The 21,429-nt window shown below is 65.3% G+C and carries 23 protein-coding genes; 13 read left to right on the top strand and 10 right to left on the bottom strand.

The window, feature by feature from the left end:
- Window positions 1-4: 4 nt before the first annotated feature.
- Both nikE and VKM35_RS03710 read right to left on the bottom strand, forming a co-directional pair.
- Entirely contained in the window at window positions 5-1,588 is a 1,584-nt protein-coding gene (gene nikE / locus VKM35_RS03715) for an ABC transporter ATP-binding protein (protein ID WP_324318485.1), read from the bottom strand.
- Window positions 1,585-2,430 (bottom strand): ABC transporter permease, encoded by an 846-nt coding sequence (locus VKM35_RS03710; RefSeq protein ID WP_324318483.1) that lies wholly within the window; start codon window positions 2,428-2,430, stop codon window positions 1,585-1,587. The genes nikE and VKM35_RS03710 overlap by 4 nt, the downstream gene beginning before the upstream one ends.
- Before the next feature lie 46 nt (window positions 2,431-2,476).
- Here VKM35_RS03710 and hemB point away from each other — a divergent pair, with 46 nt between their 5' ends.
- The 5 genes from hemB to VKM35_RS03685 all read left to right on the top strand — a co-directional run bounded on the left by hemB (window position 2,477) and on the right by VKM35_RS03685 (window position 6,053).
- The gene (gene hemB / locus VKM35_RS03705) at window positions 2,477-3,463 is read left to right on the top strand and encodes a porphobilinogen synthase (protein ID WP_324318481.1); all 987 of its coding nucleotides are present in this window, start codon (window positions 2,477-2,479) and stop codon (window positions 3,461-3,463) included.
- Window positions 3,464-3,597: 134 nt separating this feature from the next.
- On the top strand, window positions 3,598-4,440 hold the full coding sequence (gene aroE / locus VKM35_RS03700; protein ID WP_324318479.1) for a shikimate dehydrogenase: 843 nt from the start codon (window positions 3,598-3,600) through the stop codon (window positions 4,438-4,440).
- A gap of 25 nt (window positions 4,441-4,465) precedes the next feature.
- Window positions 4,466-4,798, top strand: coding sequence for a DUF952 domain-containing protein (locus VKM35_RS03695; protein WP_324318477.1), 333 nt, complete (start codon window positions 4,466-4,468; stop codon window positions 4,796-4,798).
- 127 nt (window positions 4,799-4,925) lie between these two features.
- Window positions 4,926-5,399, top strand: a complete 474-nt coding sequence (locus VKM35_RS03690) for a hypothetical protein (protein WP_324318475.1) — start codon at window positions 4,926-4,928, stop codon at window positions 5,397-5,399.
- A 150-nt stretch (window positions 5,400-5,549) separates the two neighbouring features.
- Window positions 5,550-6,053 (top strand): hypothetical protein, encoded by a 504-nt coding sequence (locus VKM35_RS03685; protein ID WP_324318473.1) that lies wholly within the window; start codon window positions 5,550-5,552, stop codon window positions 6,051-6,053.
- Between the two features lie 95 nt (window positions 6,054-6,148).
- Here the strand turns inward: VKM35_RS03685 and VKM35_RS03680 are convergent, their stop codons facing one another.
- From VKM35_RS03680 to VKM35_RS03650, 7 genes are read right to left on the bottom strand one after another with little or no spacing between them, the layout of a single operon-like run.
- Window positions 6,149-7,453, bottom strand: a complete 1,305-nt coding sequence (locus tag VKM35_RS03680) for a DUF58 domain-containing protein (protein WP_324318471.1) — start codon at window positions 7,451-7,453, stop codon at window positions 6,149-6,151.
- On the bottom strand, window positions 7,450-8,436 hold the full coding sequence (locus VKM35_RS03675; RefSeq protein WP_324318469.1) for a MoxR family ATPase: 987 nt from the start codon (window positions 8,434-8,436) through the stop codon (window positions 7,450-7,452). The genes VKM35_RS03680 and VKM35_RS03675 overlap by 4 nt, the downstream gene beginning before the upstream one ends.
- Complete coding sequence (locus VKM35_RS03670; protein WP_324318467.1) at window positions 8,433-9,569, bottom strand: DUF4350 domain-containing protein; 1,137 nt, start codon at window positions 9,567-9,569, stop codon at window positions 8,433-8,435. Before VKM35_RS03670 ends, VKM35_RS03675 begins: the two co-directional genes overlap by 4 nt.
- Window positions 9,566-11,140 (bottom strand): DUF4129 domain-containing protein, encoded by a 1,575-nt coding sequence (locus VKM35_RS03665; protein ID WP_324318465.1) that lies wholly within the window; start codon window positions 11,138-11,140, stop codon window positions 9,566-9,568. The genes VKM35_RS03670 and VKM35_RS03665 overlap by 4 nt, the downstream gene beginning before the upstream one ends.
- Window positions 11,130-12,134, bottom strand: a complete 1,005-nt coding sequence (locus VKM35_RS03660; protein ID WP_324318463.1) for a stage II sporulation protein M — start codon at window positions 12,132-12,134, stop codon at window positions 11,130-11,132. Before VKM35_RS03660 ends, VKM35_RS03665 begins: the two co-directional genes overlap by 11 nt.
- On the bottom strand, window positions 12,131-12,829 hold the full coding sequence (locus tag VKM35_RS03655; protein ID WP_324318461.1) for an RDD family protein: 699 nt from the start codon (window positions 12,827-12,829) through the stop codon (window positions 12,131-12,133). The genes VKM35_RS03660 and VKM35_RS03655 overlap by 4 nt, the downstream gene beginning before the upstream one ends.
- Window positions 12,829-13,344 (bottom strand): RDD family protein, encoded by a 516-nt coding sequence (locus VKM35_RS03650; protein ID WP_324318459.1) that lies wholly within the window; start codon window positions 13,342-13,344, stop codon window positions 12,829-12,831. Before VKM35_RS03650 ends, VKM35_RS03655 begins: the two co-directional genes overlap by 1 nt.
- A 144-nt stretch (window positions 13,345-13,488) precedes the next feature.
- Between VKM35_RS03650 and VKM35_RS03645 the strand changes: the two genes are divergently transcribed.
- Genes VKM35_RS03645 through VKM35_RS03635 form a run of 3 tightly spaced genes read left to right on the top strand, consistent with a single transcriptional unit; the run spans window position 13,489 to window position 14,705 of the window.
- Complete coding sequence (locus VKM35_RS03645) at window positions 13,489-13,770, top strand: YkgJ family cysteine cluster protein (RefSeq protein WP_324318456.1); 282 nt, start codon at window positions 13,489-13,491, stop codon at window positions 13,768-13,770.
- A gap of 56 nt (window positions 13,771-13,826) precedes the next feature.
- Window positions 13,827-14,072, top strand: a complete 246-nt coding sequence (locus VKM35_RS03640; protein WP_324318454.1) for a hypothetical protein — start codon at window positions 13,827-13,829, stop codon at window positions 14,070-14,072.
- 6 nt (window positions 14,073-14,078) lie between these two features.
- Window positions 14,079-14,705, top strand: coding sequence for a hypothetical protein (locus VKM35_RS03635; protein ID WP_324318452.1), 627 nt, complete (start codon window positions 14,079-14,081; stop codon window positions 14,703-14,705).
- A 6-nt stretch (window positions 14,706-14,711) separates the two neighbouring features.
- On the opposite strand, the gene VKM35_RS03630 is transcribed toward VKM35_RS03635, so the two are convergent.
- On the bottom strand, window positions 14,712-15,245 hold the full coding sequence (locus VKM35_RS03630; RefSeq protein ID WP_324318450.1) for a gamma carbonic anhydrase family protein: 534 nt from the start codon (window positions 15,243-15,245) through the stop codon (window positions 14,712-14,714).
- Between the two features lie 159 nt (window positions 15,246-15,404).
- On the opposite strand from VKM35_RS03630, the gene VKM35_RS03625 reads away from it, so the two are divergent.
- The 5 genes from VKM35_RS03625 (at window position 15,405) to VKM35_RS03605 (ending at window position 21,429) form a co-directional block, all read left to right on the top strand.
- The gene (locus VKM35_RS03625; RefSeq protein WP_324318448.1) at window positions 15,405-16,823 is read left to right on the top strand and encodes a coniferyl aldehyde dehydrogenase; all 1,419 of its coding nucleotides are present in this window, start codon (window positions 15,405-15,407) and stop codon (window positions 16,821-16,823) included.
- A gap of 51 nt (window positions 16,824-16,874) precedes the next feature.
- On the top strand, window positions 16,875-17,270 hold the full coding sequence (locus tag VKM35_RS03620; protein ID WP_324318446.1) for a DUF6491 family protein: 396 nt from the start codon (window positions 16,875-16,877) through the stop codon (window positions 17,268-17,270).
- A gap of 127 nt (window positions 17,271-17,397) precedes the next feature.
- Window positions 17,398-17,778: a DUF6491 family protein gene (locus tag VKM35_RS03615; RefSeq protein ID WP_324318444.1), complete on the top strand. Its 381-nt coding sequence runs from the start codon at window positions 17,398-17,400 to the stop codon at window positions 17,776-17,778.
- A gap of 50 nt (window positions 17,779-17,828) precedes the next feature.
- Window positions 17,829-19,925: a M3 family metallopeptidase gene (locus VKM35_RS03610; RefSeq protein WP_324318442.1), complete on the top strand. Its 2,097-nt coding sequence runs from the start codon at window positions 17,829-17,831 to the stop codon at window positions 19,923-19,925.
- Between the two features lie 103 nt (window positions 19,926-20,028).
- Window positions 20,029-21,429 carry an MFS transporter gene (locus tag VKM35_RS03605; RefSeq protein ID WP_324318440.1) on the top strand — a complete coding sequence of 467 codons (1,401 nt, stop codon included), beginning with the start codon at window positions 20,029-20,031 and terminating at the stop codon, window positions 21,427-21,429.

The following is a 21,429-nucleotide window of genomic DNA, read 5'->3' as shown; positions in this document are numbered from 1 at the left end:
TTGTTCAGCAAATCCCCGGCCTTGGATAGCCGGGGCCGCGGACTGCCTCCGGACCCAGCAAGGCCCGGGTCGCGGCATGGGCCGGCGCAGCCAGCACCTGCGCGCAAGGACCTTGTTCGACGATCTCGCCGCGGTCCATCACCGCGATGCGTTCGGCCAGCGCCCGCGCTGCGCCGAGGTCGTGGGTGATGAACAGCATCGCCAGGCCGCGCTCGCGCTTGAGGCGCGAGAGCAGGGCGAGGATCTCGGCGCGGTGCTGCGCATCGAGCGCCGACACGGCTTCATCACAGACCAGCAGTTCGGGCGCACAGGCCAGCGCGCGTGCGATCGCGATGCGCTGGCGTTGGCCGCCGGAAAACTGGTGCGGATAACGATCCAGGCAATCCTCATTCAGGCCGACCTGGGCGAGCAGGGCGGCGGCGCGAGCTCGGCGCGCGGCGGCGGAAAGATTTTCGTGGATGCGCAGGGGCTCGGCGACGATCTCGGCGATGCGCTGGCGCGGATCGAGCGATGCATACGGGTCCTGGAACACCACGCCGATGCGCCGGCGCAGCGCGCGCAGTCGCGGCCGTGTGGCCTGCAGCAGATCCTCGCCATCGATGAGGATGCGGCCGCTGACGCCATCGCGCAGCAGCCGCAGCAGCGCCCGCCCCAACGAACTCTTGCCGCTGCCGCTTTCGCCGACCAGCGCCAGGCACTCCCCGCGATGCAATTGCAGTTGCGCTTCCTTCACCGCCGGCTGCGTGCTGCGGCGATAGCGGATCTGCAACGCATCGACCTGCAGTATTTTTTCGCCACGCTCGCCGGCGACGGCTTCCGGAAGATGATCGGCCGCGAGCAGCGTGCGCGTGTAGTCGGCGGCGGGCGCGGCAAACACCGCGCGGGTCTCGCCGTGTTCGACGCTACGTCCGCGCTGCAGGATCGTCACCTGCCGCGCGTACTGCCCGACCAGGGGCAGATCGTGGCTGATCAGCAGCAGCGCCAGGCCACGCTCGCGGCGCAGGCGTTCGAGCAGCGCGAGCATTTCGTGCGCCAGGCGCGGATCCAGGGCCGAGGTCGGCTCGTCGGCGATCAGCAGCGCCGGCTCGCCGGCCAGCGCCAGCGCCAGACCGATACGCTGGCGTTGGCCGCCGGAAAGTTGGTGCGGATAGCGCCGGAAACACTCGGCGGGTTCCGGCAACTCCAGTTGCGCGAACAAATGCAGCGCCTCGCGTTTCGCGGCAGCGCCATCGAGACCGCGCAAAACGCGCAGCGATTCGCACAGTTGGTCGCCGACGCGGCGCAACGGATGCAGGCTGGCGAGCGGGTCCTGCGGCATCCACGCGAGGTGGCGGCCACGCAGCGCAATATGCTCGCGCGATCCCAGAACGATGACGTGGCCGTCGAAATGCAGTTCGCCGCGCGCCGACAAACCCGCCGGCAACAAACCAATCAGCGCGAGCGCGGTGAGGCTCTTGCCACTGCCCGATTCACCGACCAGTGCGCTGAAATCATCGGTATCGACATTCAGGTCCAGTGGACCCAGCAGGGGCTCCGCCCGGCCCGCGAGATGCACTTGCAAGCCGCGTGCGCACAAGAGCGCAGTCATGCGCCATCCGCCGATCGCGGTACGCGCCGCACGTCCAGCCAGTCGCGCAGGCCGTCGCCGAGAAACTGGAAACTGGCCAGCGTCGCGATCAGGAAAACCGCCGGAAACAGCAATGTCCACGGCGCGCTGTCGAGTTCCTGGCTGCCTTCGTAAAGCAGCGTGCCCCAACTCGCCGACGGCTCATCGACCGACAGGCCGAGAAAGCCGAGAAAACTTTCCACGAGGATGGCCTGCGGCAGAATCAGGCCCAGATACACCAGCGCCAATGGCAACAGGTTCGGCAGCAGATGCCAGCGCAACACCTGCGAAAAGCCCGCACCGGCGGCGCGCGCGGCGAGTACGAACGGCGACTCGCGCAGGCGTGCGGCTTCGGCGCGCATCACCCGCGCCAGATCGATCCATACGTAGCCACCGATCGCGCACAGCAGCAGCGGCAGCGAACGTCCGAACAGGCTCAGCAGCAGGATGACGATCAACAGGAAAGGCAGCGCCGACAACACGTCGAGCGCGCGCACCATCACGCGCTCGATCCAGCCGCCGGCATAACCGGCGATCGCGCCGTAGCCAAGTCCGACAACCAGCGCGATCGCGCTGGCAATCGCACCGATGGTCAACGACAACCGCCCGCCGGCGAGCGTGCGCGACAAGACGTCACGACCGATCGCATCGGTGCCGAAGCCGTGGCCGTCACGCAACGACGGCGCGCTGGAAAGATGCTGCCAGTCGGGCCGGTGCGGATCCGGCAGGCCCACTAGCGGCAGCAACCAGCAAAGCAGCACCAGCATCGCCAAACCGTAGAGACAGGCACGGACCAGGCGCGGCAGGGGCGGCATCGACGACATGGCCCCATCCTATCCGGCGTTATCATGTTGGCAAAGGAGTGCCCTCATGACCTTCCCGATGTCCCGTCCCCGGCGTCTGCGCCGCGATGATTTTTCCCGGCGGCTGGTGCGCGAGACCGTGCTCACCACCAACGACCTGATCCTGCCGGTGTTCGTGCACGAATTGTCCGGCCGTGCGGCGATCGCCTCGATGCCGGGCGTCGAACGCCTGTCGATAGACGAATTATTGCGTGTCGGCGAGCAGGCGATGACGCTGAAGATTCCCGCGATCGTGCTGTTTCCGGTCACCGATCCGCAGGCGAAATCGCTGGACGCCACCGAAGCCTGGAATCCCGAAGGCCTGGCGCAGCGCGCGATCCGTGCGCTGAAGAAGAATTTCCCCGAGCTCGGCGTGATCACCGACGTCGCGCTCGATCCGTACACCACGCACGGCCAGGACGGCCTGATCGACGCCAGCGGTTACGTGGTCAACGACGAAACCGTCGCCGCGCTGGTCGCGCAGGCGCTGTCGCATGCCGAGGCCGGCGCCGACGTGGTCGCGCCCAGCGACATGATGGATGGCCGCATCGGTGCGATCCGCGAATCGCTCGAAGACGCCGGCCACGTCAACACGCGCATCCTCGCCTATTCGGCGAAATACGCCTCCAGTTTCTACGGCCCGTTTCGCGATGCCGTCGGCTCGGCCGGTGCGCTGGGCAAGGGCAACAAGTACACCTACCAGATGGACCCGGCCAATTCCGACGAGGCCCTGCGCGAAGTCGCGCTCGATCTCGAGGAAGGCGCCGACATGGTGATGATCAAGCCGGGCCTGCCGTATCTGGACATCGTCCGCCGCGTGAAGGACCACTTCGGCGCGCCGACCTTCGTCTATCAGGTCAGCGGCGAATACGCGATGCTCAAGGCCGCGGCGCTCAACGGCTGGATCGACGAACGCGCCTGCGCGCTCGAAGCCTTGACCAGCATCAAGCGCGCCGGCGCCGATGGCGTGCTGACGTATTTCGCGCTCGACGCAGCACGCTGGCTGTCGGAATGACGTGACAGCGCGCACCCGGCAAGTCGCGATGGCGGATGAAACTTGCAGGTGCGGTTCGGCCGGCGACGGGAGTAGAGTCTGGCTTCAGTGGTTGCGGACGCGGTACTCGTCATTTTCTGCCAGGGAGAGTTGCGATGACTTCACGCTACGCCGTCTTCGGTCATCCGGTCGCGCATTCCCTGTCGCCGAAGATCCACGCCGCGTTCGGCAGGCAGACCGGTATCGCGCTCGATTACCAGGCGATCGATGTCGCCGTCGATGATTTCCACGACGCGCTCGAGGCCTTCGCCCGCGCCGGCGGCCGTGGTGCCAACATCACGTTGCCGCATAAACAGATGGCACTCGTGCTCTGCGAACACCTCAGCGAGCGCGCCGAGCGCGCCGGCGCGGTCAACACGCTGATCCGCACCGAACACGGCTGGGATGGCGACAACACCGATGGCGCCGGTCTGGTCCGCGACCTCACCGAGCGTCGCGAATTCGACCTGCGTGAACGTCGCACGTTATTGCTCGGCGCCGGTGGCGCGGCGCATGGCGTTGCGCCCGCGCTGCTCGATGCAGGTATCGGCGAGTTGTTCATCATCAACCGCAGTCCAGCCAAGGCCGATGCGCTCTGCGATGCGCTGGGCCAGCCCGGCCGCGTGCATTCGCGCTACTGGAGCGATCTTGGCAACCAGGGCGCGTTCGATCTGATCATCAACGCCACTTCGATGGGCCGCGATTCGTTGACGATGAACCTGCCGATGGCCTTGTTGGCGCCACGCGCGCTCGCCGTCGATCTCAGCTATGGCGAAGCCGCGATCGCCTTCCTCGCCTGGGCGCGCAGCGCCGGCTGCAAGCACGTGGTCGATGGTCTCGGCATGCTGGTCGAACAAGCCGCGGAAAGTTTTGAACGCTGGCACGGCGTACGTCCGGAAACCGATCCGGTGTTCGACTCGCTGCAGCAGCGCTCGGCGGCATTGGCGACGGCGGACTAAGCCGGTCGCATCGCGGCGATTGCACGTGAATGATTCCGCACCCGTCGAACGCCCCGCGCTGATCCATCACTTCGCCGACGCCGAGCAGTGGATGGCGCAGAAAGACAGCGGCGTGTACGCGCCCATCGGCTGGCAACGCGAAGGCTTCATCCATTGCGCCACCGCAGCGCAGATCGCCGGCGTCGCGCAGCGACACCTGCAGGGCCGGACGAATTTGCTGCGGCTGACGCTCGATTCGGCAGCACTGGGCGACGCAGTGCGCTACGAATGGAGCGCAGCGAGTGGCGACTGGTATCCGCACGTGTACGGGATGATCGCGGTCGCGGCAGTGACGGCCGTCGAGGCGTTCGTGCCGTGAACGCGACTCCGTCTGGCGGTCTCTTTCCTGCAAAAGATTGATTCGATCAGGTGGAGAACCTGAACGGGCAAGTCGGTTTCGCCTGGGTCTAGAATGCGCAACCCCATCACGACATGCTGGCATCCCCATGATCAGGAAAATTCTCGCTGCCGCTGCGCTGGCGTCGATCGCCTCGCCCTGTTGCGCCGCCGTTGCACCCGCCGACATCGCCGGGCAATGGAAATGCGGTCAGTATTCGATCAAGGGTCCGGACACGACGGTGAATATTGTCGATGAGCCGGCGTATGCGAAGGACGGCTCGTTCTCGGAGCTGTCGACCGCGACGATGATCCAGGGCGGCCTGTCGGTGACCACGCGCACGCGCCTGCAGGGCAGTTGGAAATTGGCCGATGGCATCATCGACATCCATTTCGATTCGGCGAAGTTCATTTCCTCGGACAGCCGCGACTACACCCTGGCGATGGGCCAGGAAGATGCGAATGCCCGCCTGAAGCGCAAGAATTGGGCGAAGAAGAAAGTGCTCGAAGCCGGCAAACACCTGGTCACGCAACCGGTCGAGGCGACCACAACGGATGCAGTGACTTGCACGCGGGCCGGCTAGCTCCTCCCTGCAGGCAAAGGAGGAGGGGATGACGTGCGCGACGAGTAATCGTACGTTCCGGATACGCCTCCGCAATCATTTCCGCACACGTCGCTGAATCACCAGCATGACCTTCCGACTGCTTTCCTCGCGCCCCTGAGAATCACGACCATGAAAAAAATATCGTTATCCGTTGCGTTGATCCTCTGCGCGCTCACCGGCGTCGCCTTCGCCAAGACGGCGGCTCCCAGCGCCGCTGCCAATGAAGCCGCGGCGATCTGTCCGCACCTGCCGGCGAAATCCGGGCTGACCTGGAAGCACACGACAGGCCCCGATTTCGATGTCTGCCGTGCGATGCGTGGCGACCAGCAAGTGTTCGGCGTGTATCTCGGCCAGCACCCGAGCTATCTGCACGAAGAAAAGAACAAGGCCGAGACCAGTCATATCGGCCCGTATGAAGTCACCTGGTACAACGCTTCGCCGGACGAAAAGCAAGGCGCCTACGCGCGCGATACCTTGATCAGCTTCGGCGAGAGCGAAAGCGATGGCGTCGCGCATGTCTGGATCAGCGCCGCGAACGCCGAGGAATTCGCCGCGACGCTGAAGATCCTCGAAGGCGTGACGTTCGACGTGAAGGCCACCGCCGAAAAGAAGCAGGACGCGCCCGAAAAATAATTCGTAGGAGCCAGCTTGCTGGCGACCCGCCGGTATCGCCAGCAAGCTGGCTCCTACGCCTACGCCTACGCCTACGCCTACACCTACACCTACACCTACAAGCGGCCCTGGCGCTTGATCGCGAGATAGCGTTCGACCAGCGCGGCCGGCAACTCCGCGCAGGTGACGTCGAGCACGGTGATGCCGTGCTGGCGCAGCGCATCGTGGGCGCGGCGGCGTTCGTCGAGATAGTTGGCGACAGCGCCGGCGCGGATCGCGCCGGACAGATCGTTCACCGGCTGCTGCAGGGTTTCGTCCAGCGCCTGTTCGCGCAGGCTGGCGACGCAGACCAGGTGTTTCTTGCGCAACAGGTTGACGGCGGCGAGCAGGTCTTCGATGTCTTCGTCGCGCCCGTTGGTGATCAGCATCACCAGTGCGCGGCGACGCTGGCGCTGCGCGAGCCGGGTCGCGGCCTCGAGATAGTCGGTGGCGACCGGCTGCGCCTCGAGATCGTACAGCGTCGCCATCAGCGCATCGATCGTGCCCAGACCGCGCTGTGGCGGCAGCCAGCGCGCCGCGCCGCCGTGCGCCATCAGGCCGACGGCATCGCCTTGGCGCAACGCGAGATACGACAGCACCAGCGAGGCATTCAACACGTGATCGAAATGGGCGATGCGACCATCGTGCGCGAGCATGCGCCGGCCGGTGTCGAGCAGCAGCACGACCTGCTGGTTGCGTTCTTCCTGGTACTCGCGCGAGATCAGCCGGTGCGCGCGCGAGGTCGCCTTCCAGTCGATCTGACGCAGGCTGTCACCGACGCGGTATTCGCGCATCTGGTGGAAATCGGTGCCGTCGCCGCGGCGGCGCTGCAGATGCGCGCCGACCATGCGCGAGGCCTGTTCGGCACTGAACAGCGCGTACTTCGCCAGCGGCGCGAAATTCGGATACACCTTCACCGGCGAACGCAGCGGCAAGGTGCGTTGCCGCGTCCACAAGCGCAGCGCCGACCACAGACGCAAATGACAGCCCTCGAAGACGAAAGCGCCGCGGCGCATCGGCAACACGTGATAGGTGAACGCCGATTCCTTGCCCGGATGCAGGCTCACCGCCCGCGGCAGGCCGCGCACCGGCCAATCGCCCGGATGCAGGTCGTGCACGCTCACGCGTTGGCCGAAGCGCGAATCACTGCGCAGGCGCAGTGTCACTTCGCGTTCCGGACCCAGCGGCAGGATCGCCGGCAGATCGCGCTCAACCTGCGGCGTCGCGCGCGACAACAACTGCCAACCATCGAGCACAGCCAGCACCAGCAACGCCGCGCCGCTGATCAGCCACGCCGCCATCGGCAGGTAACCCCAGGCGACGGGAATGCCGAGCAGCGCCAGCAGCAGGAACGCCCAGACGAGGGCGGGCGCCGGTCTCATCGTCGTGGCGCATCCACTTTCGCGAGCAGCGCATCAAGCACCTGATCGACGCGCTGGCCTTCGATCTGCAGCTCCGGCGCCAGCGCGAGACGATGCCGCAGTCCGGGTTTGGCGATCGTGCGCAGGTCGTCGGGCGTGACGAAATCGCGGCCGTCCATCACTGCCTGCGCGCGCGCCAGTCGCACCAACGCCAGTGAGCCGCGCGGCCCCGCGCCCATCGCCAGCCCCGGCCATTCGCGCGTGGCGCGCACGATGCGCACGGCGTAGTCGATCACCGCCTCATCGATCGTCACCATGGCGGTGCCGCGTTGCATCGCGACGATATCGGCAGGCCCGAGCACGCGCTTGACCTTGGACAGATCGAAATCGGTGGCCGTGCGCCCGGTGCTGACCTCGGCGACCATGCGCACTTCGTTGGCGAGGTCCGGATAATCGAGCAGTACCTTCACCAGGAAGCGGTCGAGCTGCGCCTCCGGCAACGGATACGTGCCTTCCTGTTCGACCGGGTTCTGCGTGGCGATCGCCATGAACGGCGGCGACAGCAGAAAGCTTTTTCCTTCGATGGTGACCTGCTGCTCCTGCATCACTTCCAGCAACGCCGCCTGGGTTTTCGCCGGCGCGCGATTGATTTCGTCGGCGAGCAGGAGATTGGTGAACACCGGGCCGCGGCGGATCTTGAAGCTCTCGGTTTTCGGATCGTAGACCGCATGGCCGCTGACATCGCTGGGCATCAGATCGGGCGTGAACTGCACACGGGAGAAACCACAGTCCATCGCTGCCGCGAGCGCGCGTACCAGCAAGGTCTTGCCGAGCCCAGGCACGCCTTCGAGCAGCACGTGGCCGCCGGCGAGCAAGGCCATCAAGACCTGGTCGAGCACCTTGGGTTGGCCGACAAAAGCCTGTTCGACTTCAGCGCGTACCGCCGCGATGCGTTCGCCGAGTTCGGCGGCGGTGAAGAAAGCGACGGGAGTATCGGTGGTCATATGCGGAGTCCCAATTGGATGAGCGTGGCCATGGCCTCGCGGAAACTTTCGGCGTGGAAGATCGGTGGCGGCACCAGCGCGTTGCGCACGCGCAGCGTGCTGGTATCGAGTTTTTTCGCGAGGTAGTCGATGCGCGCTTCGCCCTGCAGCGCGATCGCCATCGGATCACGACGGCGCAGGCGTGCGAGAAACGCATCGCGCAGCGCGGCATGCAGGCCGCGCGCGGCACCGCGTCGCCAAGCGTGTTCGCCGGCGGCCTGCACGTGTTCGAGCAGCGCGCGTCGCGGTGGCGCTGCCGCTGGTTGCAGCGGCCCGAAACGTTGGCTGCGCATCGCGATCCAAGTCGCGATCATCAACGCGAGACCGAGAAGAACCTGCCAGCCATGCGCCAGCACGATGCGCCAGAACGAGGGCACGTCGGCGTTGTAGACCAGATGCAGTCGGCCTTTCGGAAACGCCGGCGCGAGCACCTGATAGGCAAGTTGCCAGTTGAGATCGCGATCTAGATGATCGCTGTCGAGGAAATCGAGATCCGCCAGTACGTCCACGCTGCCGCGCCCGCGCGCAAAACGGGCATAGGCATAGCCACGTTCGTCGTTGCCCCAGGTCGCCAGCACGCCATTTTTTGGCGGAAGAAAACGGCTGTCGCTGCAGAGCATGTCCCGCGCGGATGCGCCTCGATTCATCGTGAGCGACTCGCAGGATGAAGACGCAAGTCCGCCGGCATCCTCGTCGTATCCGAAAGCGCTCACGCCGATATCTTCGAGCAATGCGCCAGGTTTGCCACCGTCATTGGGCGGCATGGTGACGACCAGATGGCCGCCGTTGTCGACCCAGGCGAGTACGGCCGCGGCCTGCGCTTGGCTGAGCAGGCGCGGATCGGTGTAAAGCAGCAAGCCGTCGCCGGGCTGCAGTTTCATCGCCGCCAGTTCCAGCCGACGATGCGAGTGCGCGTCGATGCCGTGCGCGACCAGGCTGCGCTCGAGCGCATACAACGGGTTGTAGCGGCCCGCGCCGGTCGGCGGCGAACGCAGCGTCTGCGGCACCTGCTCGAACAGCACCAGAAAGGCCGTGACGGCGACTGCGATCACGGCAACGATCAGCAAAGGGAACAGCCAGCGGCGGCGATTCATCGCGCACCGCCGAAATGTCGCGGCCAGTCGCCGAGCAGGGCATCGAGTTCGTCGTCGCTGGGCCAGCGGCCGGCGTACGCGGCGTACTGCCAGGTGCGCACGATGTCGCGCAGGCGCTGCTCGCTGTCGTTGTCGTTGAGACCGCGCGCGCGCCGCAGGCATTGTGCCTCGGTGGTGCCGGGCGGCAGCGGCGCGCCGAGGCGTTGCGCGAGGCCGACCACGCAGGCGCGATAGAGCAGGGCCAGGGCTTCGCGACGCTGGCCTTCGCGCCAGAGTTTGCGCACGCCGGCGGGAAGATCGTCGGGCAGCTTCACCGGCAATTCGATGCGTTGCTCGCTGACCGGATCGACACTCTGGCGCTGGAATTTGTCGCGTACCCAGGGGAACCAGCGCGGCAGATTGAACAGGATGAAGATCGCGATGACCGCGACGATCAGCCACAGGCCGTATTCGCCGATCATGCCGAACACTTCGCCCAGACCCTTGAGCCAGGCGGGCGGTTCGCGTTCGCTCTTGTCGGGCTTGAATTCCCAGCGCTTCTTGAGCTGCCAGGACGTCACGGTCTTGTTCTCGCCGAGCAGCGGATCCTGGAAGCCCTTCTTCACTGCGCTGCCGAAGGCTTCGGAGCCGTCACGATATTCCGCTCCGAAGACCTGCTGATACGACCGCGCCGACGTAGTTTTTTCCGCTGCGGCGGTTTTGCTGTCGGCGATCTTGGCGGGTACGACTGCCGCCGTTGCCGGCATCGGCAGGCCCACGCATACGAGTAGCGAGAGCATCAGCAATGCCGCGACGCCGAGGCCTTGCGTGGCATCGCGCAGGCGCGCGATCAGGCGCCGGAAACCGAGTTCCAGATCCCAGGCCTCGATATGGATGCGGCGGTTGAGATACAGGCCGAATCCGCCGCCGACATAGAACGGTTCCACCGCGGTTTCCGCCAACCACAACACGCCGTTGCCGACCAGCAACGCCCAGGTCGGCGGCGAGGCGAAGAAGGTTTCCCACAACTCCTTGGCCGAATCGCTGAGCAATTCGCTGGGCACGAACATCAGCACCAACATCCAGAACGAGGCGAACAGCGCCAGCACGAACAACAGCAGCATGAAGGTGAGCACGAGCGCAGGCCCGGACACCGCCGAGCGCAACACGCCGCGCCGTTGCGAACGTCGCGCGCCCTGCAGGCCTTCGAGCTGATCGATCGGCAGGTGCAGGCTGCGCAATGGATCCAGACGTCGCCACAGCAGCGTCGGCCAGAGCGCACGCCACCCCCAGTTCGCCTGTGCGCGCAGGGTTTCGCGCCAGCCCGGTGCCGGGCCGAACACCGCGCGCGACAACACGTAAAGCGGCACGCGATCGAACACTGGCTTGAGCCACCACATCAGCACCAGTGCCAGCCAGGGCGTATCGATCCACCAGGCCAGCGCATTGAGCACAAGCAGCACTGGCAGGCTGACCAGCAACCACGGCCCCCAGATCGCGCCAGCATGCTGGCGCACCAGGCTCAGGCCGAGATCGATGGCTTCCCAGGGCATGCGCGGGCGCAGCGCGATGCGGACCGAATCAATGCGCATCGACCACGCCCCGGCCGCCACGCCACAACCAGAACAACACGATCGACCACAACACGGCGCCGACGCTGTATTTCACCACTGCCGGCAAGGCGCCGTTCGACGACCAGAACGCTTCGATGAACGCCGCGCAGACCAGCATCGCGAATCCGCCCATCGCCAGTTGCGCGCCGACGACACCGGCCTCGACCAGGGCGCGGCCGCGGGTCTGGCGGCCGGGCGCGATCAGCGCAAGCCCGAGGCGCAGGCCGGCGCCGCCGCAGATCACGACGGCGGTGAGCTCGAACGCCGAGTGTCCGACCACGAATTTCCAAAACGGCGCGCCATAGCCGATCGCCTGCAGGTGTCCGGCGACGGCACCGATGCTCACGCCATTCATCACCAGCACGACGATCGCGCCGATGCCAAAAACCAGGCCGCTGGCGAACGTGCGGAAGCCGATGCTGACGTTGTTCCAGATGTACAGGCCGAACATTTCCATGTCGCCGCTGGCTTCGCGATCGCGGCCGACATGCGCGGCGGTCGGGTCGTACATTTCCTCGAACTGCGCCTGTTCGGCCGGACTGAAAAACGCATGCGCGAGTTCCGGATACACCTGCATCGCGCCGATCATCGACAGCATCGGCACATACAGCAGCAGTGCCGCCAGCAGCATGCAGCGCGCGTTAGCGCGCACCAGTCGCGGAAAACCCGCGAGCACGTAATCGGCGACGGTGCGCCAGCGCGGCGCTGGCGGCCGGTACATCACGCCGTGGCCGCGCTCCATCAGCGCCTGCAGGCGATTGACCACCAGCGGGCTGTAACCGCGACCGCTGGCGATCGCCAATTGCTGGCAAAGACGACGGTAGCGCGCGGGGAATTCCAGTTCGGTGGGGCCGTCTTCGGAAGGCGAGAGCCGCGACTTGCTGCTGCGGCGCGAACCCTCGTAGCGGTCCAGCCAGCGCTCGAGCGTGGCCCATTCCTGGGCGTGGCGGGCGATGAAAACTTCCTGCTTCATCGCCGCCCCAGCAAGCCGTTGGCGTAGCCGAACAAGCGCTGCACGCCCAGCGAACCGGCAGCGCCGGTCAGCGGTGCCAGCAGGTTGGCGAGTTCTTCCTGGCGCTCACGGGTGATCAAAGGCGCGCGTTCGGCGAATGCGACCAGCGCCGATTGTTCTTCGCGCAACAGCAGCACTGGCAGCGGCAGCGGCGGAACCTCGGGGGCATACAGCACGCGCTCCGGCGGATCGACATGCACGACCAGGGTGCCGGCGACAATGTCGCCGAGCCGGCGCGCGTGACGATCGATCAGGCAGCTGGCGAGGCCGAAACCGTACATCGCCGGAAACATGTCGACGCTACGCATGAGGTTGCGCACGATCGACGGGATCCAGCCGATCGGCGCGCCGTTGTCGCGGATCACGCGCAGGCCCATCACGCGCTTGCCCAAGGTCTGGCCGTTGAACAACACCTCGAGCGCGATCGGATAACCCCAGTAGACCAGGAACACGATCACCGCCATCACGCCATTGCCGGCATGGCCGAGCAGGGTCGTGATCATTGCCACGACCCAGACAATGCCGAGCCGCAGCGTGAAGTCGATCAGCCAGGCCAGCGCCCGCGGCACCGGGCCGGCGGCACGCAAGGTCAGCGCCACGCCTTCCGGTGTTTCGACTTCGCGCAAGGTGTCGAGCGGCGGTGCAGCGGTCGGCATCAGCTCTTGACGACCTTGGTGTCGGCGATGCGGTCATGCAGGCAGCGGCGGTCGTCGCTGAAGATCATCAGGATATCGACGAGGGAGAACATCGGGCCGAGCAGGGGCACGATACCGATCAGGGCGGGAACGAAGTTGCGCAGCCAGAAGCTGCGGCCCAGTCCGATCGGCGAGTCATCGCCGCGGACGACCTTTATGTCGAGCGCGCGCTTGCCGATGGTCTGGCCACGTTGGCTCACCAGTTGCACCGTGTAGACGATCAGGGCGATCGCGCCGACGACGGAAATCAGGCCACCGATGATCAGCGCCACCGGAGTTTCATGCGCATCGCCCTGCCTGCCATCGGAAACGAGCACGCCGATCAGCAGTGGCAGGTAGAGCGCAAAGGTGATCAACGAATCGACGATGACGGCGGCGAGGCGACTGCCGCGCTCGGCCAGCGACAGGCCGGAGACGGATGCAGCACGAAACACCTGTGCCGCGGGCGCGGCATAGGGATTATTGATGTCTGACACTGGATTTCCCCTGGATTGCACCCGGTACTTTTCACCAGCCGGGTGTTGCAGTGCAAGACCAAAAGCCGGTTTATTGATGCATTCCCCGGTTTCGGGCGGCGGTTTTGAGCGGAACGGGCGCGATGATCGGCTAGTCTGACGGACATGCCCGTCCCTGATTTCGCCTGCCGCGCCGGTTGCGGTGCCTGCTGCATCGCCCCGTCGATCAGTTCGCCGATTCCTGGCATGCCCAATGGCAAGCCGGCGGGAGTGCGCTGCGTTCAGCTGAGTGAGGACAACCGCTGCCGGATCTTCGGCCAGCCGGAGCGCCCCGTCGTCTGCGTGCAATTGCGCCCGCATCCGGATATGTGCGGTGATTCGCGCGCGCAGGCGCTGGCGTATCTCACCGCGCTGGAGTCGGCGACGCGACCGGAACCGGCGCGCTGATTTTTGTCGCGGCGGCGGTGATTTTCCGGTCCCGGCGTCTGGAGTACGATCAGGCCATGAAAAAGAAACCGGCCACCAATCCCGTAGTGATCAAGAGCCTCGGGAAATATTCCGGGAATATCGACACGGCGAAGCTGCGCGCGGTCATTCGCGAGATCCGCGCCAGTTCGCCGCTTGAGAAAAAGTCTGGCCCGTTGCGCATCGAGGATACGGCCAGCGGCAGCGGCCATATCGGTTTTGCTTTCGGGGAAAGCAAGGCGCACGGCAAGACCAAGTCGTCGCGCAAGCGTTCCGTCGGCTGATCGTTCGTGGCGAAGAAACGCGCGTACGAAGACAGCGTCTTCATCAATTGTCCGTTCGATCCCGCTTATTTTCCGTTGTTCGAGGTGATCGTGTTCACGGTGTCGGCCTGCGGGTTCGTGCCGCGCTGCGCGAAGGAAGAAGCGGACTCGGGCGATGTCCGCGTCGAGAAGCTGGCGCGGTTGATCGAGGGCTGTCGCTACGGCGTCCATGACATTTCCCGCATCGGACTCGAGCACGACAGCGGCTTGCCGCGCTTCAACATGCCGTTCGAGCTGGGCATGGATCTGGGCTGCAAGAAATTCGGCAAGACGCGCAATCGCCAGAAACGCCTGCTGGTGCTCGACGCCGAGCCGCATCGCTACCAGGCCTTCCTTTCGGATATCGCCGGGCAGGACATCCGCGTCCACCGCAATGCGCCGGATCAGGTTATCGGCATCCTGCGCGACTGGTTGCGCACGGCATCGACGCGGGAAAACATTCCCGGTGAGCTGGTCATCCGCCGGCGCTTCCAGGCATTCGCGCAGGCGCTGCCGAAAATATGCGAGGCGCTCGGCGTCGACCGTGGCAACCTCAATTATCTCGATTACGTCGCTTTCGTCGTCAATTGGCTCAAGGCCGCCGAAGCCGAATAGCGGCGATCACGCCGCGAGGTAGCGATCCTTCAGGCGCACGTAATGCTGCGCCGAATAATAAAGCTGCTCGATCTCCTTGTCGCTGAGCCGGCGCACGCACTTGGCCGGATTGCCCAGCCACAACTCGCCGCTACCGACGATCTTGCCCGGCGGGATCACTGCGCCGGCGCCGACGAAACCATTCGTCTTCACCACCGCGCCATCGAGCACTGTGCTGCCCATGCCGATCAGGCAGGCGTCTTCGATCACGCAGGCATGCACGATCGCGCCGTGGCCGATGGTGACGTCGGCACCAATCACCGTGGCGAAGCCGCCGGGTTTTCCGTACGGGCCGTCGTGGGTGACGTGGATGATGGTGCCGTCCTGGATATTGCTGCGCGCACCGATGCGGATGTAGTTGACGTCGCCGCGGATCACGGTGCCGGGCCAGACCGAGACATCGTCGCCGAGCACGACATCGCCGATCACGGTCGCGGCGGGATCGACGAAGACGCGTTCGCCGAGACGGGGCAGGATATTTTCGAAGGGACGGATATTCATGCCGGCATTGTAAACAGGGAAGCGCCGGTCAATCCCTGCTGCACCGCCCGAATGGCGAAAATCCACGGAATCGGGCCAGTGAATGAATCGCGGCAGCGATCGGCTAACCGATGACGCGGCTTTGACGCCGCGACGAGGTCATCGCGCTAGACTCCGGCCATGGATACTCCGTTCAGCCCCATCGACAGCCTCCGCCCCTCCTTCGAGCGCCTGCGCGCCGCACAGCTTGCGCACATTTCCACGTACGCCGAACGCCGCGAAGCGCTGGATCGTCTCGGGCTCGCCGTGCGCCGGCATCGCGATGCACTGGTACAGGCCTGCTCGGAAGATTTCGGCCGGCGTGCGCCGCTGGAAACCCTGGGCGCGGATGTGATGGTGACGCTCGACGAGATCAAGCATGCGCGCAAGCACTTGCGTCGTTGGATGCGCCCGACGCGACGTGCGGTCAACCTCACCTTCAAGCCGGCGCGGGCGGAAATGCGTTATGCGCCGCTGGGCGTGGTTGGCATCGTTTCGCCGTGGAATTATCCGTTCCAGCTCGCATTGGTGCCGATGGTGAACGCACTCGCCGCGGGCAATCGCGTGATGATCAAGCCGTCCGAGTTCACGCCGAAAGTCAGTGCATTGATGGCGCGACTGCTGGCCGAGGTCTTTCCGCCCGACCAGGTCGTGCTGGTGCAGGGCGATGCCGATCTCGCCGCCGCATTCACGCAATTGCCGTTCGACCATCTGCTGTTCACCGGCTCCACCGCCGTGGGTCGCCATGTCATGGCTGCGGCCGCGCCCAACCTTACGCCGGTCACGCTCGAACTTGGCGGCAAATCGCCGACGCTGATCGCACCCGACTATCCGGTCGAGCACGCCGCTGACCGCATCGCCTTCGGCAAATGTTTCAACGCCGGCCAGACCTGCGTCGCGCCCGATTACGTACTGGTGCCGCGTGCGAAACGCGATGCCTTCGTCAGCGCGCTGATGGCGAGTTTCGCGCGCCGCTATCCGACCCTGGCCGACAATCCTGACTACACCGCCGTGGTCAATTCGCGCCAGGCCACGCGACTGCGCGACTGGATTGCCGAGGCGCGTGCCCGCGGCACGGAAGTGCTGCAATACCTGCCTGCCGGCGAAACCTTGCCGACCGGCGTTGAGATCGTTCCGCCGACCGTGCTGCTCGATCCGCCGTTGGATTGCCAGGCGATGCAGCAGGAAATTTTCGGCCCGGTCCTGCCGGTGATCAGCTACGACTCGCATGACGCGGCGCTCGCTTTCATCCTCGCGCGCGACAAACCGCTGGCGTTCTATCCGTTCGATCGCGACAAGACGCGGCTTGCACGTTCGCTCGACCGCATCAGCGCCGGCACCGTCTGCGTCAACGACGTGATCATCCAGTTCGGCCAGGACGAGTTGCCGGTAGGCGGCGTCGGTGCCAGCGGCATGGGCCATTACCACGGCCATGCCGGCTTTCTGACGTTCAGCAAGTCGATGCCGGTAATGTACCAATCGCGGCTCAACGGCATGTTCCTGTTCGACGCGCCTTACAGCGACCTGGCCCGACGCGCGGTCGCCTGGTTGACCCGTTGAGTCGACGGTGTTGCAGTGTGTCCCCCCGAAAGCAACCAAGGAACGATGACGATGAAAATCCGAACGATGATGTTTCTAAGCCTCTGCGTCGCATCCAGCGCCTGCCTCGGCGCGCCGGCTGGCAAGGCCAAAGCGCACCTGGACTATCGCGACTACGCCGGCGCGGAAGTCAGCGTGGTCAACTACACCAATCTCTACAACTGGCAGCGCACCGGCGACAAGTCGGTCGTGGTCTGGACCAAGCCGAGCACGGCCTATCTGTTGACGCTGAAGAATCGCTGCGATGCGCTCGATAGCCAAGTGAAGATGCAGATCGGCGGCGTCGACGGCATCAGCGGCAAGCTGCGTGCTGGCAGCGACGATGTCGTGATCGGCCAGGTCCGTTGCCGCATCACCACGATCCAGCCGATCGACCTGGTGAAGATGAAACACGACCGGCACGCCTGATCGCATCGCGGGTGTCGCGGAAATTCCCGGCACCCGCGCGACCTGATGATGTCGCGCCAAACGGTTCGACGCGCGTCGGCTTTGCACCGGCGTCGCGTCGGCCGCATCCACCGCAATGGAGCCGGCAATGAAAATCCGATGGATTCCGATGCTTGGCCTGTCCCTGTTGGCGGCGGCCTGCGCCGGCAACGGCCATCGCAGCGACGCTCGGACGGCGACGCGCTACACCGAGCACGCTGGCGCCGAGATCGCCGAATTCAGTTTCGTCACTCTGTACAACTGGGAGAAGGTCGACGACGGCTTGGTGGCGGTCTGGACGCGCCCGGATACCGCCTACCTGCTGCGCCTGCGCAACAACTGCACGAGCCTGGATTTCCAGCGCACGCTCGCTCTCGATGGTTTTGGCGGTCGATTGCGCGCCGGCAGCGGTGATGTCGTCGCCGGGCAGGTGCACTGTCGCGTCATGAGCATCCAGCCGCTCGATCTCGCGGCGATTGGCGGGCACTGAGGGGCATCGTCGCGCTTGAAAAGCCATGTCTTCCCCGCCATCTTGAGGGCATGACCACGACCGCCAACCCCTTGCTCGCCGATGGCGAGCTGCCACCCTTTTCGGCAATCACGCCCGACCAGGTCCTCCCCGCCATCGACTCCGTGCTCGCCGACTATCAGGCCGCGGTCGATGACCTCACCGCCGATGCGCGGGCGCGCGATTTCGCCGCGCTGGTCGCGCCGCTGGAAAGTCTCGAGGAAAAACTCGGCCGCGTGTTCGCGCCGGTATCGCATCTGCATGGCGTGAAAGATTCACCGGCCCTGCGTGAGGCGTACTCGGCCGCGCTGGAAAAGATCACCGAACACAGCAGCGCGCTGGGCCAGAATCACGCGTTGTTCGAGGCGGTGCAGGCGGTGCGCAATGCGCCAGCGTTCGCGAATCTCGAGCGCGCGCAGCAGACTCTGGTCGAGGACAGCCTGCGCGGCTTCCGTCTCGCCGGCGTGGCGCTGGAAGAGCCGGCGCGCACGCGTTTCCGTGACATCCAGAACGAACTGAGCAAGGTCGCGACCGGTTTCGAGGAAGCCGTGCTCGATGCCACCGACGCCTGGACGCGATCCGTCAGCGAAGCCGAGCTCGCCGGATTGTCGGATTCGGTGCGTTCGATGCTCGCACATGCGGCCAAGGACAAACGCGTCGACGGTTGGCTGGCGACGCTCAAGGGTCCTGTGGTGCAGGCGATCCTGACTTTCGCCGATGATCGCGCGTTGCGCGAGGAAATCTACACCGCCTACAACACCCGCGCCTCCGACCAGGGCCCTGGCGACCACGCGTACGACAATTCCGCACGCATCGGCCAGATCCTCGCTTTGCGTCACGAAAGTGCACAGCTGCTCGGTTTCGCCTCGAGCGCGCATCTTTCGCTGGTCGACAAGATGGCCGGAACGCCGGAGCGCGTGCTGAAATTCCTGCACGATCTCGCCGCGAAAGCGCGACCGGTCGCAGCACGCGAACTCGCCGGTCTGCGCGCCTTCGCCGCCAGTGAGCTCGCGATCGCCGACCTGCAACCCTGGGACGTGGCCTACGCCAGCGAGAAACTGCGCGAGCGCCGTTTCGATTTTTCCGAGGAAGACATCAAGCCGTATTTCCCCTTGCCGCAGGTGATGACCGGCCTGTTCGAGCTGACGGAAAAAATATTCGGCGTGCGCATGGTCGAGCGCGCAGGTGTCGATGTCTGGCATCCGGATGTGCAGTTCTTCGATCTCGTCGACGCCGACGGTTCCGTGCGTGCCGGCGTCTATCTCGATCACTACGCGCGCAGCGGCAAGCGCGGCGGCGCCTGGATGGATATCTGCCGCACACCGCTGGGCGAGGGCACGGACGCGCGCAAGCCGGTCGCGTTTCTCACCTGCAACTTTTCGCCGCCCATGGAAGGGCAAGTGCCGCGGGCGCAGGATGCGCAGGAGCGGCCGCCAACGAGCGACGGCAAGCCATCCTTGCTCACGCACAACGAGGTGCTTACGTTGTTCCATGAGTTCGGTCACGGCCTGCATCACCTGCTGACCGACGTGCGCTGGCCCAGCGTCGGCGGCATCAATGGCGTGGAGTGGGACGCGGTCGAGTTGCCCAGCCAGTTCATGGAGAACTACGGCTGGCAGCGCGAGGCGCTCAATGCGTTTGCGCGGCACTGGCAGAGCGGTGAAATCCTACCGGAAGCGCTGTATCAGAAGATGCTCGCGGCCCGGCATTTCCACGCCGGCCTGTTCCTGGTGCGACAGCTGGAATTCGCGCTGTTCGATTTCCGCCTGCATCTGGAATTCGATGCCGCGCGCGGGCCGCGTACGCTGGAAATCCTCGCGCAAGTCCGCGACGAAGTCGCGGTGATCGTGCCGCCGGCCTGGCATCGTTCGCCGCAGGCATTCACGCACATCTTCAGCGGCGGCTATGCGGCTGGCTACTACAGCTATCTGTGGGCGGAAGTGCTCAGCGCCGATGCGTTCGCAGCATTCGAGGAGGCCGGCGTGTTCGATGCCGAAACCGGCGCGCGGTATCGTCGCGAAATCCTCGCCGTCGGCGGCTCGCGACCAGCGCTGGAGAGCTTCGTCGCGTTCCGAGGTCGCGAGCCAGAGCCGGAGGCCTTGCTGCGCAGTCACGGCTTGGCGGCATAAGCGCGGCGCGAATCGCCTTGCATCGTGGCAGCCGCATCGGCGACGCTAGCCGGATGCTGATGTCCCCGATCCGGTTTGTGGCAGGCCTGCGATGAGCCGGAAAATGCTGCTGCCGTTGATCGTCGCCTGCGCGTTGTTCATCGAGAACATGGATTCGACGGTGATCGCGACGTCGCTGCCGGCGATCGCCAGCGATCTGCATGTCGAGGCGATCGCACTCAAGCTCGCGTTGACGACCTATTTGATCAGCCTGGCGATCTTCATTCCGGTCAGTGGCTGGGTCGCCGACCGTTTCGGCGCGCGCAACATCTTCACCGTTGCGATCGCGGTGTTCCTGCTCGGCTCGCTCGCCTGCGCCGGCAGCAATACGCTAGCGCAGATGGTCGCCGCGCGATTTTTGCAGGGCCTCGGGGGCGCGATGATGGTGCCGGTCGGGCGACTGGTATTGCTGCGCACCGTGCCGAAATCGGAACTGGTGCAGGTGATGAGTTACCTGACGATTCCGGCGCTGGTCGGCCCGATGGTCGGGCCGCCGCTGGGTGGTTTCATCACCACGTATTTCGATTGGCGCTGGATCTTCCTGATCAATCTGCCGATGGGCTTGGTCGGCATCGCGCTGGGCCGGCGCTTCATCCCCGATGTGCGCGAGCCGCCACCGCCGCTGGACTGGCTGGGTTTTGCCTATTCCGGGCTTGGTCTGGGCATGACGCTGTTCGGATTTTCCACGCTCGGCCGGCATCTGGTGTCGACGCCGCTATCGGTCGCCTGCCTCTGCGCCGGCCTCGGCGCGCTGGCCGGATATGTATGGCATGCACGCCGGCATCCGCATCCGCTGCTTGATCTCGACTTGTTTCGCCTGCCGACATTTCGCGCCGGCGTGGTCGGCGGCAGCCTGTTCCGGATCGGCATCGGCGCGACGCCATTCCTGTTGCCGTTGATGCTGCAGCTGGGTTTCGGACTCAATCCATTGCAGTCGGGCCTGCTGACTTTCGTGTCCGCGGTCGGCGCGATGTTCATGAAGACGATCGCTACACGCATCCTGCAGCGCTGGGGATTCCGGCGCGTGCTGACGATCAACGCACTGATCGCATCGGCATTGCTGGCGATGTACGGATTGTTCCGCGCCGACACGCCGGCACCGCTGATCATGTCGGTGCTGTTGCTCGGCGGCTGCCTGCGCTCGCTGCAGTTCACCAGCCTCAACGCGATCAGCTATGCAGAAGTGGCATCGCCGCGCATGGGCCACGCCAGCAGCCTGACCGGCATGATGCAGCAGCTGTCGCTGAGTCTGGGCGTGGCGATCGGCGGTTACGCTTTGCAGCTCGCCGGCGATTTCACCGGCACGCGCATCACCGCGCCGACGAACTTCATGATCGCCTTCGTCGTTGTCGCGGCGATCTCGGCAAGTTCCGCCTGGTTGATGTGGCGCTTGCCGCGCGATGCCGGTGCGGAGATGGCGCGTGGCAAATCACGCGAGCCCGAGCCGGAGCCCGGCATCATCTGA

Source organism: Arenimonas sp., from assembly GCF_035312645.1.
In the GTDB taxonomy this organism is placed as follows: Bacteria; Pseudomonadota; Gammaproteobacteria; order Xanthomonadales; family Xanthomonadaceae; genus Arenimonas.
This window is presented reverse-complemented; position numbering and strand designations above follow the sequence as displayed.

What these genes read in the sequence shown, in the direction of transcription:
- VKM35_RS03620 (WP_324318446.1), top strand. Translation starts at nt 16,875, where the DNA reads ATGAAAATCCGAACGATGATGTTTCTAAGCCTCTGCGTCGCATCCAGC.
- VKM35_RS03610 (WP_324318442.1), top strand. Translation starts at nt 17,829, where the DNA reads ATGACCACGACCGCCAACCCCTTGCTCGCCGATGGCGAGCTGCCACCC.
- VKM35_RS03605 (WP_324318440.1), top strand. Translation starts at nt 20,029, where the DNA reads ATGCTGCTGCCGTTGATCGTCGCCTGCGCGTTGTTCATCGAGAACATG.
- VKM35_RS03655 (WP_324318461.1), bottom strand. Translation starts at nt 12,829, where the DNA reads ATGCCGACCGCTGCACCGCCGCTCGACACCTTGCGCGAAGTCGAAACA.
- VKM35_RS03615 (WP_324318444.1), top strand. Translation starts at nt 17,398, where the DNA reads ATGAAAATCCGATGGATTCCGATGCTTGGCCTGTCCCTGTTGGCGGCG.
- VKM35_RS03680 (WP_324318471.1), bottom strand. Translation starts at nt 7,453, where the DNA reads ATGAGACCGGCGCCCGCCCTCGTCTGGGCGTTCCTGCTGCTGGCGCTG.
- aroE (WP_324318479.1), top strand. Translation starts at nt 3,598, where the DNA reads ATGACTTCACGCTACGCCGTCTTCGGTCATCCGGTCGCGCATTCCCTG.
- VKM35_RS03665 (WP_324318465.1), bottom strand. Translation starts at nt 11,140, where the DNA reads ATGCGCATTGATTCGGTCCGCATCGCGCTGCGCCCGCGCATGCCCTGG.
- VKM35_RS03685 (WP_324318473.1), top strand. Translation starts at nt 5,550, where the DNA reads ATGAAAAAAATATCGTTATCCGTTGCGTTGATCCTCTGCGCGCTCACC.
- VKM35_RS03630 (WP_324318450.1), bottom strand. Translation starts at nt 15,245, where the DNA reads ATGAATATCCGTCCCTTCGAAAATATCCTGCCCCGTCTCGGCGAACGC.
- VKM35_RS03675 (WP_324318469.1), bottom strand. Translation starts at nt 8,436, where the DNA reads ATGACCACCGATACTCCCGTCGCTTTCTTCACCGCCGCCGAACTCGGC.
- VKM35_RS03640 (WP_324318454.1), top strand. Translation starts at nt 13,827, where the DNA reads ATGAAAAAGAAACCGGCCACCAATCCCGTAGTGATCAAGAGCCTCGGG.
- VKM35_RS03690 (WP_324318475.1), top strand. Translation starts at nt 4,926, where the DNA reads ATGATCAGGAAAATTCTCGCTGCCGCTGCGCTGGCGTCGATCGCCTCG.
- VKM35_RS03625 (WP_324318448.1), top strand. Translation starts at nt 15,405, where the DNA reads ATGGATACTCCGTTCAGCCCCATCGACAGCCTCCGCCCCTCCTTCGAG.
- hemB (WP_324318481.1), top strand. Translation starts at nt 2,477, where the DNA reads ATGACCTTCCCGATGTCCCGTCCCCGGCGTCTGCGCCGCGATGATTTT.
- VKM35_RS03660 (WP_324318463.1), bottom strand. Translation starts at nt 12,134, where the DNA reads ATGAAGCAGGAAGTTTTCATCGCCCGCCACGCCCAGGAATGGGCCACG.
- VKM35_RS03645 (WP_324318456.1), top strand. Translation starts at nt 13,489, where the DNA reads ATGCCCGTCCCTGATTTCGCCTGCCGCGCCGGTTGCGGTGCCTGCTGC.
- nikE (WP_324318485.1), bottom strand. Translation starts at nt 1,588, where the DNA reads ATGACTGCGCTCTTGTGCGCACGCGGCTTGCAAGTGCATCTCGCGGGC.
- VKM35_RS03670 (WP_324318467.1), bottom strand. Translation starts at nt 9,569, where the DNA reads ATGAATCGCCGCCGCTGGCTGTTCCCTTTGCTGATCGTTGCCGTGATC.
- VKM35_RS03710 (WP_324318483.1), bottom strand. Translation starts at nt 2,430, where the DNA reads ATGTCGTCGATGCCGCCCCTGCCGCGCCTGGTCCGTGCCTGTCTCTAC.